This is a genomic window from Parvularcula maris, from assembly GCF_024505085.1.
Classification (GTDB): domain Bacteria; phylum Pseudomonadota; class Alphaproteobacteria; order Caulobacterales; family Parvularculaceae; genus Parvularcula; species Parvularcula maris.
In genome coordinates this window covers 414339-431177 of the sequence record NZ_JANIBC010000002.1, presented here as the reverse complement: position 1 = coordinate 431177, position 16839 = coordinate 414339, and the positions used below count along the sequence as shown (strand labels likewise).

The 16839-nt window shown below is 65.7% G+C and carries 10 protein-coding genes; 1 reads left to right on the top strand and 9 read right to left on the bottom strand.

All coding sequences use genetic code 11. The features are described from left to right. Nucleotides 1–338 precede the first annotated feature (338 nt). The 9 genes from NOG11_RS05310 to NOG11_RS05270 all read right to left on the bottom strand — a co-directional run bounded on the left by NOG11_RS05310 (nucleotide 339) and on the right by NOG11_RS05270 (nucleotide 14769). On the bottom strand, nucleotides 339–2435 hold the full coding sequence (locus NOG11_RS05310) for a M36 family metallopeptidase (RefSeq protein WP_256618650.1): 2097 nt from the start codon (nucleotides 2433–2435) through the stop codon (nucleotides 339–341). A 134-nt stretch (nucleotides 2436–2569) separates the two neighbouring features. Next, nucleotides 2570–3703, bottom strand: a complete 1134-nt coding sequence (locus tag NOG11_RS05305; protein WP_256618649.1) for a mechanosensitive ion channel family protein — start codon at nucleotides 3701–3703, stop codon at nucleotides 2570–2572. 1 nt (nucleotide 3704) lies between these two features. Then, nucleotides 3705–5288 carry a lysine--tRNA ligase gene (locus NOG11_RS05300; protein ID WP_256618648.1) on the bottom strand — a complete coding sequence of 528 codons (1584 nt, stop codon included), beginning with the start codon at nucleotides 5286–5288 and terminating at the stop codon, nucleotides 3705–3707. 52 nt (nucleotides 5289–5340) lie between these two features. After that, a complete protein-coding gene (locus tag NOG11_RS05295) occupies nucleotides 5341–8379 on the bottom strand; it encodes a tetratricopeptide repeat-containing hybrid sensor histidine kinase/response regulator (protein WP_256618647.1) in 3039 nt (1012 codons plus the stop codon). A gap of 30 nt (nucleotides 8380–8409) precedes the next feature. Continuing rightward, entirely contained in the window at nucleotides 8410–11376 is a 2967-nt protein-coding gene (locus tag NOG11_RS05290) for a S8 family peptidase (RefSeq protein ID WP_256618646.1), read from the bottom strand. Nucleotides 11377–11631: 255 nt separating this feature from the next. Continuing rightward, on the bottom strand, nucleotides 11632–12303 hold the full coding sequence (locus NOG11_RS05285; protein ID WP_256618645.1) for a DUF998 domain-containing protein: 672 nt from the start codon (nucleotides 12301–12303) through the stop codon (nucleotides 11632–11634). A gap of 57 nt (nucleotides 12304–12360) precedes the next feature. Further along, nucleotides 12361–12624 carry an Lrp/AsnC ligand binding domain-containing protein gene (locus NOG11_RS05280; protein ID WP_256618644.1) on the bottom strand — a complete coding sequence of 88 codons (264 nt, stop codon included), beginning with the start codon at nucleotides 12622–12624 and terminating at the stop codon, nucleotides 12361–12363. A gap of 211 nt (nucleotides 12625–12835) precedes the next feature. After that, on the bottom strand, nucleotides 12836–13645 hold the full coding sequence (locus NOG11_RS05275; RefSeq protein ID WP_256618643.1) for a sterol desaturase family protein: 810 nt from the start codon (nucleotides 13643–13645) through the stop codon (nucleotides 12836–12838). A 17-nt stretch (nucleotides 13646–13662) separates the two neighbouring features. Continuing rightward, nucleotides 13663–14769 carry a helix-turn-helix domain-containing protein gene (locus NOG11_RS05270; protein WP_256618642.1) on the bottom strand — a complete coding sequence of 369 codons (1107 nt, stop codon included), beginning with the start codon at nucleotides 14767–14769 and terminating at the stop codon, nucleotides 13663–13665. 285 nt (nucleotides 14770–15054) lie between these two features. Between NOG11_RS05270 and NOG11_RS05265 the strand changes: the two genes are divergently transcribed. Next, nucleotides 15055–16665: a DUF5666 domain-containing protein gene (locus NOG11_RS05265; RefSeq protein ID WP_256618641.1), complete on the top strand. Its 1611-nt coding sequence runs from the start codon at nucleotides 15055–15057 to the stop codon at nucleotides 16663–16665. Nucleotides 16666–16839: the final 174 nt, after the last annotated feature.

The following is a 16839-nucleotide window of genomic DNA, read 5'->3' as shown; positions in this document are numbered from 1 at the left end:
ACCTGCCGCACACAACTCGGGCCATCACTTCGGACATTCGTCCGAGCGAGGGGTAAGGTTAACGCGCAAACGTAAACGTAGTGTCACACCGTGCTCGCAAATGCCGCGAGCGTGCGAGGATCGTGCGCGAGAGCCCCTCCCGACATATAGGATGGTGCGCTTGCGAGAGCATCATCGGCAAGACGGAACCTTCCAACATTTTGGCAAGGAAAGACCGCTGCGGCCCGAAAACAACGCAGCACTCGGAGGGTTTGAGTGCCAGTTCTCTGGGCAGATCGTCGGCAGCAAAAAGGCCCGGCGCGGGGCCAGGCCTTCCTTCGATGCTATGGGCTGGAAGCCTAGCGGTTCTTGTTCGGCTTGCCTTTGCCGCCCCCGCCACCACCACCGCCGCCGCCGCCAGCGGGCTCGTTCACGGTGGCGCTCAGCGCCGTGCCGTTGGACGAGGTCGCCGCGGCGCCGTTGATGGTCTGCACGGTGAAGGTTGCAGAGGTCACACTGCCCAGACGGTAGCTCGGCGAGGTGACGGTGCAGGAGCCGTTGCCGTCCGTGGTGCAGGAGCCGGTCGAGCCGCCGGTCCAGCTATAACCCACCGTGGCGCCAGCGGTGTCGGTGGTGAGGCTCGCCGTCGCCACCCAGTTCTTGCGGCCCGAGGTCGCCGAGGTGAGGTCGAGCGCGGTGAGCGCGGCAGGAGCCGGGGGCTCACCGCCGCCGCCATCCGTACAGGAGGAGGGGACGGCAAAGCTCTCGGTGACGCTGACCGAGAAGCGCCCGGCGGTCATCGCCGCACCCTCGCCCATGCCGAAGGCGGCGAAGCTCTCCCAGACGAGGCAGTCGCGGTCGGCGGGGGCCGAGTCGAGGATGCCGTTCCTCATGTCGAGGTAGTCCGGGCCGGGGGCGGTGAAGTTCATCCCGTCCACGACATCGCCCATCAGGACATCGCGGCTATGGCCAGCGGCGGCGTAGCGCTTCTTCAGGTCCCACAGGGTCGCGGCGTAGATCTCACCGTCGGAATGGACCGAGCTGCCGGAGAAATTGCCCAGGGTCAGCGGGTAGCCTTCATAGCGGTAGCGGCGGATGCCGGTGTTGTTGCCGTAGGCGTACTCACCCACCGCGTCGTCATCGGTCATGACGATGGCGAGGACGTCCGACATGCCCTCACCGATGGCGCCCGAGATCGAGCCCGACATGGAGCCGATCATCCGCCAGGTGAGGCCGTGGCCGTACTCGTGCCAGACGATATCCCCGTCGAGGTCGCCGTCGCGGCCAGGATTGGTGGTGTTCCACAGATACATCTGCATCCGCGGGTTCGAGCCGTCCGAAGGCGTGGCGAAGTTGGCGTTGTTGACGCCGCCGCCGTCCTGGGCCTGGGCCTCGACGCTGTCGGAGCCCGCGCCGCCGCGTCCGAAATTGTTCTCCTGGAAGTTGCCCGCACCCTCGTTGAAGCCGAAGGCGTAGAGCTCATCGTGGATCATGTTGTTGAGCCAGAAGAGGTTCTGAACGGCCACTTCCTTGTTGATCTCGGTGCTGGCCGACTGGTTCAGCAGCGCCACCGTGGTGAAGTTGCCGTCGGTCACCTGCCGCGAAGGCGTGTCCGGTGAGTTCGAGTTGTTGGTGTCGAGATAGGCGCGGACATTGTTGCCGGAGATGAGCGTCGCGTACTGCGCGCCGGACCCGAGCCAGCCGTCCGGGCTGAGCGTGCCGCCAGCCGCCGGACCCTGCACCACGGCCTGGTTCGAGACGCCGGGGTGGATGGCGAAGACGTTGTAGCTGTCCTCGGCGGTGCGGCTCTCCACGGAGACCACCTTGCCCTTCGCGTTGACCACCGTCTCGAAGAGCTGGTTGCCCGCCTCCGACCAGGTGGTGACGAGCCAGCCGTGGGCCATCTTGCCTGAGCGGGTGGCGATGACGACCTCCTCGGCGGTGGGGGCCTGGTGGAAGAAGGCTTCGCTTTCGAAGGTGACGAGATTGCCTTCGCGCCCGGCGATGACGCCGCCGCGCGGGCCGGAGGCGAAGTTCTCGGCCATGGCGGCAGCGAGCGCTTCCTCGGCGGAGATGTTGGCTTTGGCGAGTTCCGACTTGCCTCGCGCGAGGCGCTTGGAGACCGTCAGAAGGCGCCCCTCGGCGTCGGCGGAGGCTTTGACCAGCGAGCCGATGACGCGCTTGCCGTCCACGACCTGCTCGAAGCTCATATGGATACGGCCGCCGCGGCCCTTCCACTCGCGCTTGAGCTCGAGGCTGCCGATGGCGTCCTCGGTCAGGCCCTGGCCGCGCAGGTAGTTCTTCACCCGGCCTGGCGCATCGCCGCCCGCCGCGGCAATGCCGCGCTCGGTCGATGCCTTGGTTTCGGTGAGGGTGAGGTCGTCCTGGGCCTGGGCCGCGCCGGCGAGCACCAGAAGGGAAGCACCGGCTGCGAGCCAGCTTGTTTTTCTTGTCATGGAAGGTCCCTGATTACGTACTGAAGTGGGACAGGGTGCCGCAGGCTCGCTGGTGGTTGCAATCTCGTTAGGCGATAAAAAGCTACTGGATATTATATCGCTGACCTTTTTCGCCAGCGCAGCATGCCCGTGCGCTATTTCCTGCCGGATGGGTTCTCACCCTCGCCCTGGTCGCCGAACTCCGTCGGCGCATCCTCGCTGAGAAGATCATCGTCACTGGCTTCGGCCCGGTCGGCATCCACCTTCTTCTGCACCGTGTCGTCTACGGACGTATCCGCCGTGACCTGCGCCGCCTTGGGGCTTTCCTTCCTGGGCGGCGCCTCCTCGAAGGGCTGATCGGTCTGGTGGACCACCGCTTTGAGGGCGTCGGGAATCTGGTCGATGCGCAGGCGGTAGATGGGCTCGGGCAGGGTGAAGCCCTCCTCCTCCAGCATGTCCTTGACCACGCGGATGGCGGCGGACTTGGCTTTGAGGAAGTCCGTCTCGCGCTGGTCGATCCAGAAGGCGTAGGTGAGGAGGATGTTGCTGTCGCCGACCTCCTCGATCCAGGCCTTGGGCGGGGGTTCGTTGAGGGTGAAGGGCAGGGCCAGCATATGGGCGATGCCCCGCTCGATGGCGGCCTGGGGGTCGTCCTCGGCGTCGATGCCGAGCTGGAAGGTCGCCCGGCGCTCCGCATTCCGCGTATAGTTGACGATCACCGCCTTGAAGACATTGGCGTTGGGAATGCGCACCGAGACGCCGTCGGCGGTCATCAGGATCGTCGCCCGGCTGGTCAACCGCACGACGAAGCCCTGGCGCCCGTCAATGTCCACATAGTCCTTGGGCCTGAAGGGCTGGCGGATCGACAGCATGACCGAGGCGATGAAGTTCTCGATCGTGTCGCGAATGGCAAAACCCACTGCGATACCGACGACACCCGCAGCCCCCAGGATGGCGGAGAGGATCGCCACCGCATCGAGGATGTTCAGGGCAAAGACGATACCGAGCAGGAGAAAGACGACCGGGATCACCCGGCGGAGGAGCTCCTCGATCAGGTCGCTGCCGCGGGACAGCCGCTTGGTCAGAAAGTCCCGCGACCCTAAAAAGCGCCCTGCGAGGTAGAACAGGCAGACGGCCACGATCGCCACCGCCAGAAGCGGCAGGAGCTCCCAGATCTGCGTCAGCAGGGTCTCGGTGCGTTCGGCGGCGGGGGCGATTTTCTCACCCACCTCCTCGAGGCTCTGACCGACCTCCGCCAGACCCTCTTCGAGCTGCTCCGCCGCCTGCACGCTAAGCCTCTCTCTTCAGGGCACGGCCGATCAGCTCCGCCGTCTCCCGCGGGCCGTAGATCTTGACGAACGGCCCCATGCGCGGGCCTTCGGACTGGCCGAACACCACCTCGTAGAGGGCCTTGAACCAGCCGCGCATGTTCTCGAACCCTTGTGCCTTGCCCGCATCGAAGACGATGGTCTGGTAGACGTCCTCCGCCTCGTCCTCGCCCACTTCGGAGAAGCGCTGCACCAGGAACTCGAGCGCCGCGCGCTCCTCATCAGTAGGCGCACGGAAGCTCTTCTTCGGCAGCACGAAGTCCTGGAAGTAGTTCACCGCGTAGCCGAGCATGGGCTCGAGCGCCGCCATCTCTTCTTCGCTCGCGTCCGGCCGGTACTTGGCCACGAAGCCGCGCAGCACTTCGGGGTCGGACGTACCCGAGGCATCGACGATGTTGAGGAGCAGCGAGAAGCTCACCGGCGGGGTGACGGAAGGGACATCGCCCTGGTGGATGAAGAAGGCTGGGTTGTCCGCACGCTTCGCATCTTCCTGGTCCGCGAACTTCTCCACATGGGACCAGTACTCGTCCGCCGTCTTCGGGATGATGTCGAAATAGAGCTTCTTGGCCTTCTTCGGCGCTGAGAAGTTGAAGAGCTGCAGGCTCGCGGGCGAGGCATAGCGTAGCCACTCCTCGATCGTCAGGCCGTTGCCCTTGGTCTTGGAGATCTTCTTGCCCTCTTCGTCCAGGAAGAGCTGGTAGTTGAAGCCCACGGGCGGCTCCTTACCCATGGCTTGGATGATCCGGCGGGACAGCCGCACGCTCTCGGTCAGGTCCTCGCCGGACATCTCATAATCCGTATCGAAAGCATACCAGTGCCCGGCCCAGTCGGCTTTCCACTGAAGCTTCGCCTGTCCTCTAGTGACCTTCTGCTCGCGGCGCGTGCCGTCCTCGTCCTCATAGACGATCGTGCCCGAAGCCGCGTCTCGTTCGAGGAGCGGAACGTAAAGAACCCGCCCGCTATCCGGACTGATGGGCAGGATCGGAGAATACGTCGCCCGCCGCTCCTCACCCAAGGTCGGTAGGATGATGTCCATGACCTCGTCATAGACTTCCAGCATACGGATCAGCGCGCCGTCCTTGCGGCCTGAATTGTAAGCATCGCTCGCTGAGATGAACTCGTAATCGAAGCCGAAGCGGTCGAGAAAGGCCTGCAACTTTGCGTTGTTGGCCCCGGCAAAGCTCTCAGCCTCGCCTGCCGGATCGGGCACGCGGGAAAGGGGCTGCTGCAGATAGGGCTCGAGCGCGTCAGCACCTGGAACAGGAGGAAGCTTCCGCATACCATCCATATCGTCCGAGACCGAGAGGATCCGCGTCTCATAATCCGGGTAAAGCGCACTGAAGGCATGGCGCACGAAGGAGGTCCGCGCCACCTCGCCGAAGGTGCCGATATGGGGCGGGCCGGAGGGGCCGTAGCCGGTCTCGAAGGTGACGAGGCCGTCCTTCTTGGCCGTCTTGTCCAGGCGCTTCTTCAGGGCCTTGGCCTCTTGGATAGGCCAGGCTTTCGCGTTCTCCAGGATGTCGGGCGGAAGGATGTGGTTGCTCATAACCCGCGCATATAGCGGGTTTGCACGGCGGGGATAGTCCGGGGTCCGGCCCCTAGGCCTCTTCCGCCAGATGGGCGCCGGGGTCGAGCCGCCCGGTCAGCGTATCCACCACCACCTTGCGCAGCTTGGCGACGTCGATGGGCTTGGTGAGGACGCCGTTCATGCCTGCGTCGAGAGCCTCCTGCCGCTCGCTCGCCGAGGGGGAGGCGGTGAGGGCGAAGATGGGCGTGCTGGCGTTCAGCCCGCCGCCGCGCTTGATGGTGCGGGCCGCCTCCAGCCCGCCCATGACGGGCATGAAGACGTCCATGAGGATGATCCCGAAGCTCTCGTGCTGCGCGGCCTCCACAGCCTCCTGGCCGTTCTCGACCAGAACGCAAGCCACCCCGAACTGCTTGAGGATGCACTCCACCAGCTTCCTGTTCGCGGCCACGTCGTCCACGATCAGCACCTTGCGCCCGGTCAGGTCCTCGGTCATCGCCTTGGCGCTGCCCGAGCGCATGGCCGAGACCGTCTTACGCTCTTTGTGTTCCTCTCCTTCACCCAGGAGGACAGCGTTCATGGCCTTGCCGAGGCTCGGATTGGTGATGATGGGGTCGAGGATAGAGCCGATCGAGCCCGAGGCGGCCTTGTCCTGCAGGCCGTAGCCGAGCACCTTGGCAGGCTCCGCTCCCGACTGGCGAACCACCGCCGCGTCCTTGGCGGCGCAGCTCGTCCCGTCGCCTCCTACGAGCACCAGATCCGCCCCCGCCACCTCGGCGGGCTTGGGCAGGCGGAGCACTTCGGCGCCGCTGCGTGCGGCGATGCGGGCGATCGCCTCGCGGCGCAGGGGAAGGGGATCGAGAAGCGCGACCTGGCGGCCCGCATAGCGCTGCTTGATCGGCTCGCTCGCCGCTGCACCCTCGGGGATGAGCCGGGCCGTGAAGGAGAAGACGCTGCCCACGCCCGGCTCGGAGCTGCAGGCGATGGTGCCGCCCATGGCGTGGCTGAGCTCCTTGGAGATGGCGAGGCCGAGGCCCGATCCCGCATGCTTGCGGGTATGGCTGCCGTCCACCTGGGAGAAGCGGTCGAAGAGGGTCGCGATCTTGTCCTGGGGGATGCCGATGCCGCTGTCATGGACCTCGAAGCGTATCTCGCCGGGCGCATCGCCGCGCATCACCCTGAGGACGACGCAGCCCTGCTCGGTGAACTTCACCGCGTTGCCGACGAGGTTGAGGATGATCTGGCGCAGCCGGTCCTCGTCGCCATGCACCTGGGCGGGCACGTCCTCCTCCACATCGACGATGAGGGAGAGGTGCTTCTCGAGCGCCCTGGCTCGCAGCAGCTTGACGGCGTTGAAGGCGGTGACCCGGAGGTCAAAATCCATCTCGCGCAGCTTGAACTTGCCCGCCTCGAGCTGGCTGATATCGAGGATGTCGTTGATCAGCGTCAGGAGCGAGCCGGAGGACTGGTCGATGATCTCGATCTGCTCGCGCTGCTCCTCGGTCAGATCGCCGGACAGGAGGACCTCGGTGAAGCCCAGAATGCCGTTCATCGGTGTTCTGAGCTCATGGCTCATCGTAGCGAGGAAGACCGACTTCATCCGGTCGGCGTCCTCGGCCTTGTCGCGCGCCACGATCAGGTCCTTCTCGACCTGCTCGCGGGCGCCGATCTCCTCGCTCAGCTTCGAGACGGTCTCGGACAGATCGCCGTTGATGCGCTTGATCTTCTCTTGGTTGCGGATGGTCAGGAAGCCCATGGCGCCCGCCACCATGAGGACCAGTCCGCCGCTGACGATGATCGCGCGCAAGGAGCGCTGCTTGGCCTCGGCCGCGTCGAGCTCGGCCATGGTCACGCGGGACTGGTTCTCCAGGCGAGTGATGTTGAGCTTCTGCTCGGCAAACTGGAACTCCGCACCCAGAAGGGCGAGGTTGGCCGAAGTGGAGAGGGACTTGGCCTCGTCGGAAAGGCGCTTGAACTGGGTCAGGTGAACGAAGGCCAGCCGGTAGAGACCCGCGCGGTCGTAGGCGTTGGCCGCCGTTTGGTGCATCTCGCGGAAGGCCATAGTGGTCGTGGTCGGGTCGATGCCTTCGAAGCCGAGCTTGAGAGCGCTGAGCGCCCTCACCGTATCGCCCTTGGCAAGGGCGAGTTCGGCCTCCGCCCCGTGAACGAAGCGCAGCCAGCGCGCGCCTTCTTCGGTCTGCAGGAGGGCGCCGGCGCGCTCGATGACCTCCTCCATGGCATCCAGCCGTCCGCGCTCCAGTTCGAGCTGCGCGACATTGGTCAGAACCCTTGCCACGAGGACGTCGCTTCCCATCTCCGTCGCGATCTCGACGGCCTCGTCGAAGCGCTCCATGGCCTCGTCATACTTCCCCGTATCGCGGAGGATGTTGCCGACATTGTTGGTGATGGAGAGGCGGACGATGTCGTCGCCGTCATAGACCATCTTGGCACGGTTGAAGAAGTCCAGCGCCTTCTCGTAGCTCTCCGCATCGCGGTGGACGGAGCCGAGGGACTGAAGGGTGAGGCTCTCCTTCCTGGCATTCCCCAGCGTCACATAGAGATCGTACGCCTCGTGGTAGCTGCGCACGGCGAGCTCGATATCGCCGTCCTGCCCGGCGATCCGGCCCCTGGCGAGGGTGAGGTCGGCGGCAAGAAGGGCGAGGTCCGGGCGGTCCTCTATGAGCGATAGGCCAAGGCGCGCAGCCTCGGCGGCCTCGTCCCCCCTTCCGGTGCGAAGACCCGCTTCGGCCTTGAGCCAGAGGGAGGTCGCCATGGCTTCGGTCTGGTCGGATGCCCCGGCAGCGGCGAGGGCGTAGCTCTTCTCCGCGGCCTGGAAGGCCTCCTCGGGCGCGGTCATCATGGCGCTTTTGGCCCGCTCGACGAAGCCCTTATAGTCCTGCGGCTCCGGCGCGCTGCCGCCGCCCTGATCGCCGCTGCCGGTAAGGCTCGACGGGTTTTCGGGCTCAGCCGCCTCTACCGCTTCGGGCTTAGCGCTGTCCCCAGCGCCCCAGGCGGGCTGCTGGATGGCGGCGCAGATGCCAAGGGCGATCAGGCCGAAGGCAGACCGCCATGGCCTGCCCCCGTTTCGCGATGAAAGCCGCGGCTTGTGCACTGCGTTCCCCTTCAGCCCCTTCCCCAAGGCTCAGTAGGTGAACGCCAGGCGCGCACCCACTGACAGAGCATTGTGCCTGCCTGTCATGTCCACATCGTTAAGGTCGTAGCGGGTGAAGGCGGAGAGCTGCATCCGGTCGTCCCTGAACGAGGCGGCGTAGGCGCTCTCGAAGGCGAGGTGGCGCGGTCCGCCGGACAGGCCCCACTCGTTCGACGCCATGCCGAGCTCGCCGGTCTCGCGGTCGGTGACCTGGGCCTGGTTGAAGCTCAGCGCACCGGCCTCGACATTGAGGGGCTGGATGGCCGCGAGGGTGACGCGGTCGCCTTCCTTGAGGAGCGAGGTCATGTTGGCCTCGACGCGGAAGGAGCTGGCGAGGATGCCGCCGCCTGCGACGCCCAGACCCGCCTGGTTCGTGTCGGTGGCCAGCGCGCGCATGCCGGTGGCCGTGGCGGAGAGGCCGAGACGCTCGGTCAGGCCAAGGCGCCCCGAAAGGGTCAGACCGACGCTGCTCGTGCTCTCGCCGACGGCGAGCGCGCCGCCGCCCTGGGCACCGAGGACGCTGTCGCCTTCGTTGAGCGCGGTGACGCCGAAACCGAGGGTCATGCGCTCGCTGGGAGCGTAGGAGAGCTCGGTGTGGGCCGCGACGTTGTTCTGTACCGCGAAGGTCCGCTCACCGTTCATCGGCGCGCCGGTGAAGAGGTCCTGCTGCACCTGCTCCAACGGCGTGCCTGCGTAGCCGACCGTCAGGCTGAGGCTGCCCGTCAGCTCCTTGGCGACGGCAGCGAAGCTGCCGCCTGCGGCAAGACCCAGCATCGGGTTGGCGCCGCCGCGGCGCGGATCGAAGGCGTCGGGGGCGGTGAAGCCCTCGACCTGGCTGAGATTGTGAAGCCCGGTGCCGAGGCCGCCGACCATGGTCAGGCCGTCTTCTTCCGAATGGAAGCGGATGAAGCCTTCGCCCTGACCCGTGCCGGTGGGGGTGAAGCTGAGGCTCCACTCGCGGGTGGCAGCCAGGGTCTGCGGCGCGAAGCCCGCAGCGCTCGTCGTGTGCGCCCAGTCCATCAGCCTGCGGGCGACGTGGCGCTGGAAGGTCTCGACACGGCCGAACAGGGAGGTGTTCACCCCGTGCAGCATCTGGCTCAGCGGTACGCGGAAGTCCCGGCTCGTATCGCCGACATTCTCGAAGGCGATGAGGTAGTAGCCGCCGTTGTCGAGAAGATCGAGCGTACCCGGATCGAGGACGGCATCCTTCACACGGCCCATGCTGGTGCGGTAGGCGATGTTACTGTTGCCTGCGTAGACGGTGAGGTCGGCGAAGTCGATGGGCGACTGGGACGCCTCCACATCGAGAAGACCGTGGCCGTAGACCGCGTCGACGCCTTCTTCGCCGAGGTCCTGGGCGGTGGCGAAAATGATCTCCGCCGTCTCCTCGGGGTGCTGCTGCAGCCAGGGCCAGCGGTCGTGGAGAAGCGAGATGGCGCCGGTGACGAGCGGCGCGGCAAACGACGTGCCGCTGGCCCGCATGGTGCCGCCCTGATTGTCCGCCACCAGAAGAAGTTCGCCGGGAGCGACCAGGAAGCGGTCCATCAGGCGGTCGCCCTCGGCGCAGTTGCCGCTTGCGGAGACGAAGCAGGCCTCGCCCGGACGGTTGGAGAAGCTGGAGATCTGGCCGGTGACATCTACCGAGCCGACGAGGATCAGGTTGCTGGTCAGAAGACCGCCCTGGCCCCAGACAACATCCGTGGTCTGCACGGCGCCTTCGTTACCGGCGGCGGTGACCACCAGAACGTCATTGGCAAAGGCGCGAAGGCCCGGATCGGTCATCACGTCCGCCAGATCCTGGTGGAAGGTGGCACCCGGAACGCCGAGCGACATGTTGATGACGCTGACACCCATACCGGCGAGCGTGCTGACAGCATCGGCGATGTCCGGCGTGTCTGCCGTACCCGTCGCATCGAAGGGGTTGTAGGCGTAGACGGTGGCGTTCGGCGCGATGCCCATCGTGCCCTGACCATCGTGGCGGGCGGCGATCAGGCTGGCGACGGCGGCGCCGTGACCGGTAGTCTCGACCTCGTACCCGCCGGCATGGACGAGGTACTCGAACGTGTCCTCCTGCAGGCTGATCGAGGCGTCGATCAGACCGACGCGGGCGTCGCGCCCGGCGCCCTGCTCCTGGGTCAGAAGCGGGCTCCAACCTATCTGCGGCATCCAGTGGTCGATCTGGTCGATCCCGCTGAAGGCCATGAGGCCGTCATACCAGGCCATGAAGAAGGCCGAGCGGCTGGCGGCGTCCATCTCTGCGAAGGAGGCGGGGTCGTCGAGGTCCAGGCCGAAGGCGCTGAGAAGCTCGTTGGCGAAGCCCTGGTAGAAGTCCTTGCCGGTCTCTTGAGCGACGGCGGTGCCCCAGCGCTCGGCGCTAAAGGAGACGAGGCCCGCAAACTCGTCGCGGACGTTCTCCCAGTCGGGCGAGGAGGCCTCGGCGGTGTCGCCCCAGAAAGCGTAGATGTCGCCCCACATCGGGCCGATCTCGGCCCAGTAGTTGCCGAGGCCGCCCTCGACCACGTCGCCGTCGGCGAAGGGGATGAGGTCGCCCCAGAAGGGAACGATGTCGCCGCTCAGCGAAGTGTCGCCGCGGAAGGGCATGATGTCGCCCCAGAACGGGGTGATGTCCCCCCAGAAGGGGCTGATGTCGCCGTAGAACGGGGTGAAGTCGCCGTGAAAGGGCTGGAAGTCGCCGGCGAAGGGGATGAGATCGCCCGTGAAGGGGACCAGATCTCCAGCAAAGGGAACCAAGTCGCCAGCAAAAGGAGTGATGTCCCCCGTCAGCGAGTTGGTCATGCGGGTGAAGGGAAGGATATCGCCCTGGAAAGCCACGATGTCCCCGAACATGGGTTTGAAAGCTACGGCTTCCTCACCGCTGCTCGTTTGAGCAGACGAGACCCCCGTCGTCAGCACGGTGCTCGCCGCGGTCATCATCAGTGTCTTGCGTAGCATGGCCATATCGCCCTCGTTCGTTCTGAGGGCAATCTGCGTCGGACTTTTATAAAAACGTACTAAAAGAGATAGCTAATATGACTTAACTATAAAAAAGTTGGGGCCGATGAAAACCAGTAATGGCGCGGTCTGTAGCGCTGTTGTCTCAAATTAGGCCGTAAAACGGGCAGAACAATTCCTGCCTGTTGATGAAGCGAACCGTTCGAGATGCTTCGAGAGAGCCGCTCTGCCCGGCCCCGTAATCGGGGGACAGCCTCGCGGCTAGTCGGTCTCTTCCGCCGGGCTGCGGAAGAGGCGCCAGGCGGAGATGCCCACCGCCCCCACGAGCACCAGAGCCAGTGCCCGCTCATAGGCGCCGTTCCAGCCCTCGGGGACCACGAAGAAGAGGGGCGCCAGCACCAGCCAGCCGATGGCGGCGTAGCGGCAGACCTGTTTGGTGCTCTTATGCCTAATGGGGGCTGCGCGGTGGCCGAAGAAAAGGATGAAGGGCACGAGGAGGTAGAGCGCCCCCAGAAGATAGCGGTGGATCTCCAGCCCGTCCGTGTCCCCGTCGCCGTACTCGTTATAGAGCGCGATGGCGGCGATCACCACGGCCAGGAGGAACACCGCCGCCCGGACCGACATGGCCGTCCGTCCGCCGCGCCCGCGCAGGGTCAGCCCCAGCCCGAGGAGGGCCGTGCCGATCGAGAACGCCGTGATCCCGCCGTCCTGGACGGCCTGGTGAGGCCCCGCCCCAAGCTCGCTGATGGTCTGCGCCGCCGGCGAGTAGCCCTCCACGAGAAACCACATCACCACGTCGGCGATGAGGGCCGCAGCGCAGCCCAAAAGAGCCGCCCCGCCTAGGAGCCTGTAGGGCAGCCATTCGAAGCGCTCGCGCAGGGCATCGTCCATATCACCGCCGGTCTCTGCCCTCGCTGCGTGCTGCTGCGCCATGGTCAGGCTCCTCCTCGTGTGGCCGCTGAAAGCTGAACAGACGACCGGGCCAGAGGTTCACTCGGCCTTGGGACCCTCGTCCTTGGAGAAGGCCTTGAAGCAGATCAGGGTCTGGGTGTCCTTGATGCCCGGTACCGCGTGGATCTCGTTGGCGATCACCCGGCCGATATCCTCGTCATGCTCGAGATAGAGCCTCGCGATGAGGTCGTGCTCGCCGGAGATCGAGTCCACCTCCGGCCCCCGCTCCAGCCAGCCCAGCTTCTCCGCCACCTCATAGGCTCTGCCGAGCTCGCATTTGATGAGGACATAGACCTTGCGCATGGCGGGCTCCTTGTTGCCGGACCTTCTCCCTCTCTTCACGAGTAGCGCGGGTTTGCACAAGGAGGATGCGCCGTCATCCCGGCCGAAGAGTCGGGACCCATGGCCTATGGGTGACTGCAGCTACAACGGCAGCGTAGCTTGTTCGGCCCGTTCCATGGGTCCCGGATAGGCGCTGTGCGCCTTCCGGGATGACGGCGGAGGGGAAGGGGCTTCAGACCAGCGGCGCGGCGGGGGCGAGGGGGAGCTTCTTTCTGCCCCACTGGCTCGTCACCCGGTCGAACTCGGCGTGGTAGGTGGGGTCCTCGGTGCCGCCCCAGCGGTCCCACCAGGTGAAGTAGAGCCCGAAATTCGTGCCCGCCCGCTTGTGGTGGAGGTCGTGATGCACGGTCGTCGTCATCCAGTCGAGGAGCGGTTTCCCCCTCCAGCGCGGCATCAGCTCGTAGCCCGAATGCAAGAGCGTGTTCTTGAACAGGAGGATCATGACGTACATCCCCGTTGAGCCATGCGGGTTCGGCACGATCAGCTCCCAGCCCAGGATGAAGCTCACCATCAGCGCCGCCTCGCGGATGTCGAAGCTGTAGGCGGTGAAGGGGGAGGGGTTGTTCGAACGATGGTGGCGCCGGTGCCAGAGGCGGAAGTTCCTCGGCTGGTGCATCCAGCGGTGGGTCCAGTAGTAGTAGGCGTCGTGGGCCACGATCATCGCCGCGATCGACCCCCAGAACCAGTAAGGGCCGGTGAGCCTCTCGTTCACCTCCTCCCAGGGGGCGAGGTCCAGCCGGTAGACGAGCCAGATGAGGGACCCCATCACCGAGAAGATGGCGATGGAACGAAGCGAGTGCAGGAACTCCATCAGCATCTGCGAGCGGGCCGGGCTGTCCTCTCTGATCTTGCGGAAGTGCAGCACCGAGCGCAGCGCCACCCACAACACGAACCAGACGATCAGCGTTGCGATGGCGTAGCGCTCCAGGTCGCGGACGATGCCGTGGGGCACGCGCATCGCCCACTCGGTCAGAATGTCCATGGCTCGTCTCCTTGTTGTCAGGCATCGACCTGCAGACTGCCGGGGCGGGAGGTCTCCGTCTCGCCGATCCCGGACCTAGCGCCCCCTTCTTCGAAATCGGTGAGCTTTTTCGAGGATCGGCCAGCCCCCCGGCGGTACTGCGACGGCGTCACCCCCTCCGCCGCCTTGAAGGCCCGGCCGAAGGGGCCGAGGGAGGCGAAGCCGCAGGCAAAGGCGATGCTCGCCACCGTGTCCGAGGCGTGCTCCTCCGCCCGCAGCCGTCTCTTGGCCTCCCTCAGTCGGTGCTCGTTGATGAAGGCGGCGAAGTTCCGGTAGCCGAGCTCGCGGTTGATGAGGGGCCGGAGGTGGTGCTCCTGGGTGCCGAGCTTCTCGGCCAGGGCGCCCACGGTCAGACCCTCCTCGCGCCAGGCTTCGTCCTCCTCCATGGCCCGGCGCAGGGCTTCGAGGAGGCGGGTGTCGGCGTGCTGCTTCAGCTCCGGCTGCGGCGGCGCCGCTCTAGGCGCGGCGAAGAGACCTGGCCGCGGCGCGGTGAACAGGATCGTGCCGATGAGCGCGATCACCGCCGTGCCCATCTCGTCCACGAAGAGAAAGGCATCGGGCCGCAGCCCGAAACTCGCCAGCGCGCCGAGGAACGACACGAAGACCACCCAGACGCCGATCAGCCCGATCAGCGGGCGTCTGATCTGCCGCCGCACCGGGTCGAGGTCGTCCTCCTCGCTGCGCCAGACCAGTCCCACCACCATGGCGCCGATAGCGATCATGACGAAGCGGTGCACCAGCATGGCCTCCCGGTGGATGGGAAAGAGGTGCCCAACAACAAAGACGGTCATGATCACCGCCATCGGCCCGAGCACGACCTCCCTCCGTCGGTCCGTGCCGAAGAGGTAGAGCGTAAAGGGCCAGAAGCTCCCCGCCATCAAGGTGGCCGCCAGCCCCGCGCCGTGGTCGTAGGGCGGCGGCAGCAGGTCCTCGAGAGACAGCCCGATGACCGAGGCCGAGAAGAGAACGCCCCAAAACGTCACCGCCCGCCCCGCCTTCGCCCTCAAAAGCGCTGCGATCAGTAGCGATAGCGCGCCGACGACGATGCCGGCGCTGCAAAGGATGATGGGCGGGACCTCGTTCATGGGTTCGACCTAAGGCGCCTGGACCTAGGAGGGCCAGAGCCGAGTGAGGGTGAGGGCAGGTGAAAGCTCGTCGTTTTCGGAAAGGACGATAGGAGGGCTGTCGGCGGGCATTTGAAACAAGTCCGACAGCGTCTGCGAACCGCCCGGTGAGAACCGCCGCTCATTTTCTCCCCAAGCCACAAGCTACCGGTGGGTGCCGGCGGCTTGCCAAAAACTCATTCGCCTCACGGCTGCGTGTTCGTTTGGATAGGCGGCTTCAGGGCAAGAACAAAAGGGCAGGAATTCATGAAACTTACGCTTCGCGCATCGATGATCGCGCTTGCAGCCGCACTTGCCGCCTGCGGCGGCGGCTCCAGCGACGACCCCGCCGATCCCACCAGGGACACCCCGAACCAGCAGAGCGGAGGCAACGCTCCCCAGAAGGTCACGGTGGAAGGGCCGATCACCGGCTTCGGCTCCATCCATGTGGGCGGCAAGAAATTCGAGGTGCTGAACTCCACCATCGTCCAGGTCGAGGGTCAGAACGGCGTGGGCGGCGGCCAGTCCCTCCTCAAGCTCGGCCACAGGGTCCGTATCGAGGCGAGGCGTCTCGCCAACGGCACCTATGAGGCGGACGAGGTCGAGTATGACGAGGACATTCGCGGCCCCGTCGTGCGGATCGACGCCGATGCCGACGATCCGCTTCTGGGCAGCTTCAAGGTGGTCGGCCAGAACGTGGTGGTCGATGAGCTGACCGTGCTCTCCGAGGACTTCACGGACAGAAACGGCGACAATGTCTTCGACCTGACCGATCTCTCCCCGGCCCATGGAGGCGCGGTCTTCGTCGAGGTCTCGGGCACGGTGACCGCCGACGGCCTCATCGCCAGCCGCGTCGATCTTCTCGAGCGCCAGGAAGCGGGCGACCCGGACGAGGACGGCGACGAGATCGAGGTCAAGGGCTTCGTCGACGAGGTCATCGGCAACGGCGAGGCCATCGTCATCAACGAGGCCCGCTTCGAGGTGACCGCCGCCACCGAGGTGAAAGACGACCTCGTCATCAGCCAGAACCTTGTCGGCACCTTTGTCGAGGTGAAGGCCGACATCGACGAGAACGACAACTACATCGCCGTCGAGATCGAGCTGGGCGCCGAACAGGGTTTCGGTGAGGACGGCGAGGCTTTCGAGATCGAAGGCATCCTGGACCGTGTCGATACCAGCACGCTCGACATCCACGCGATCGTCGTTTCGGGACAGACCTTCGAAGTCTACGACGCCTCCGCGCTCGTCCCCTTTGTCGGCCAGCGGATCGAAATCGAGGGCACCTTCGACGGCCGCGGCGTTCTCACGCTCGACGAGTTCGAGGTGGAGGTCGAGAACAACGTCGCCATCGTGGACGAGATCGCCTCGATCGACACGGGCACGGGCAGCTTCACCACGCGCCTCGGCGTGGTCGTCACCCCGACCGAGGACAGTCGCGTCCAGGACAAGCTCGCCCAGCAGGGCGCAGGCCGCAGCCTCAAGCCCGTCGACTTCATCGCCCGCCTTCAGGTCATGGATAAGGTCCGGGCCATGGGCTACACGGACGAGAACGGCGAGGTGGTATGGACCAAGGTCTCCCGCCGCCGCGACATCGGCGAGGGCTGCTCGCTGAAGGCTCCTGTCGGTGCCATCAATAGCGGCGTCAGCTTCGAGCTTCTGGACGTAACCGTCGAGACGACAGGCCTCTCCGAGCCGGACGGCTTCGAGATCGGGGATGTCGAGACCGGCAGCGCGGAGTTCTACGCCATGCTCGCCGAGGGCGATGAGGTGAAGGCCAAGGCGAAGACGGAAGCCGCCTGCACCAGCGGCGCCATGGTCCTCGGCGCAGAAGGCTCGGTCGAGATCGAGACCGACGATGATGAAGGCGAGAGCGACTAACCTCTCCCTCTACGGCCCCGTCGAGGCTTCCCCTCGTTCTCCCGCTTTGGCGGGGCCACCATTCTCACGCCTGCGTGGCCGAAGAAACCTCGCCGTGTCCTTGGCGAAGATGCCCCTGTCAGGTGCCGAAAGCACCCATCAGGGCTGCGCGTTTGTCAGCGTAGCGTCATCAGG

Excerpts from the sequence above, each read along its gene's own strand:
- NOG11_RS05310 (WP_256618650.1), bottom strand. The coding sequence starts at position 2,435 with ATGACAAGAAAAACAAGCTGGCTCGCAGCCGGTGCTTCCCTTCTGGTG.
- NOG11_RS05300 (WP_256618648.1), bottom strand. The coding sequence starts at position 5,288 with ATGAGCAACCACATCCTTCCGCCCGACATCCTGGAGAACGCGAAAGCC.
- NOG11_RS05290 (WP_256618646.1), bottom strand. The coding sequence starts at position 11,376 with ATGGCCATGCTACGCAAGACACTGATGATGACCGCGGCGAGCACCGTG.
- NOG11_RS05285 (WP_256618645.1), bottom strand. The coding sequence starts at position 12,303 with ATGGCGCAGCAGCACGCAGCGAGGGCAGAGACCGGCGGTGATATGGAC.
- NOG11_RS05280 (WP_256618644.1), bottom strand. The coding sequence starts at position 12,624 with ATGCGCAAGGTCTATGTCCTCATCAAATGCGAGCTCGGCAGAGCCTAT.
- NOG11_RS05275 (WP_256618643.1), bottom strand. The coding sequence starts at position 13,645 with ATGGACATTCTGACCGAGTGGGCGATGCGCGTGCCCCACGGCATCGTC.
- NOG11_RS05270 (WP_256618642.1), bottom strand. The coding sequence starts at position 14,769 with ATGAACGAGGTCCCGCCCATCATCCTTTGCAGCGCCGGCATCGTCGTC.
- NOG11_RS05265 (WP_256618641.1), top strand. The coding sequence starts at position 15,055 with ATGAAACTTACGCTTCGCGCATCGATGATCGCGCTTGCAGCCGCACTT.